This is a genomic window from Caballeronia sp. ATUFL_F1_KS39 (genome assembly GCF_023630985.1).
GTDB classification, from domain to species: Bacteria; Pseudomonadota; Gammaproteobacteria; order Burkholderiales; family Burkholderiaceae; genus Caballeronia; species Caballeronia zhejiangensis.
Genome location: NZ_JALQDZ010000030.1, coordinates 1 through 1,049, shown reverse-complemented (window position 1 = coordinate 1,049; position 1,049 = coordinate 1). Strand labels below are relative to the sequence as shown.

The 1,049-nt window shown below is 60.4% G+C and carries 1 protein-coding gene; it reads left to right on the top strand.

The window, feature by feature from the left end; genetic code table 11:
* Positions 1–1,049, top strand: a 1,049-nt coding sequence (prpC, locus tag NCR93_RS14225) for a bifunctional 2-methylcitrate synthase/citrate synthase (RefSeq protein ID WP_250532253.1), incomplete at both ends; no start/stop codon positions are given.

The window sequence follows — 1,049 nt, the reverse complement described above, 5'->3', positions numbered from 1 at the left end:
ACCGCGCTGTGCACCGTCGGCAAGACGGGCAACGACTTGCACTATCGCGGCTACGACATTCTCGATGTCGCGACGACGTCCGAGTTCGAAGAGATCGCGCATCTGCTCGTGCACGGCAAGCTGCCGAACGCCGCCGAACTGAAGGCATACAAGACGAAGCTGAAGGCGTTGCGCGGCCTGCCCGCGAATCTCAAAGCCGCGCTGGAATGGATTCCCGCGTCCGCGCATCCGATGGATGTGATGCGTACCGGCGTCTCCGTGCTCGGCACGATCCTGCCGGAGAAGGACGATCACAACGCGCCGGGCGCGAAAGATATCGCCGACAGGCTGATGGCCTCGCTCGGCTCGATGCTGCTCTACTGGTATCACTATTCGCACAACGGCAAGCGCATCGAAGTCGAAACCGAAGACGATTCCATCGGCGGGCACTTTCTGCATCTGCTGCATGGAGTCGCGCCGTCCAAAGCGTGGGTCGATGCAATGCACGTCTCGCTCAATCTTTACGCCGAACACGAGTTCAACGCATCGACGTTCACGGCGCGCGTGATCGCGGGCACGGGTTCGGACATGTATTCCGCGATCACCGGCGCGATCGGCGCGCTGCGCGGTCCGAAGCATGGCGGCGCGAACGAAGTCGCGTTCGAAATTCAGTCGCGCTATCAGACGCCGGATGAAGCGGAAGCCGATATCAAACGCCGCGTCGAAAACAAGGAAGTCGTGATCGGCTTCGGCCATCCGGTGTACACGATCTCCGATCCGCGCAACAAGGTCATCAAGGAAGTCGCGAGGAATCTGTCGAAGGAAGCCGGCGATACGAAGCTGTTCGATATCGCCGAGCGCCTCGAATCGGTGATGTGGGACGCGAAGAAGATGTTCCCGAACCTCGACTGGTTCAGCGCGGTTTCATATCACATGATGGGCGTGCCGACCGCGATGTTCACGCCGCTTTTCGTGATCTCGCGCACGTCGGGATGGAGCGCGCACATCATCGAGCAACGCATCGACAACAAGATCATCCGGCCGAGCGCGAATTACACCGGTCCGGAGAA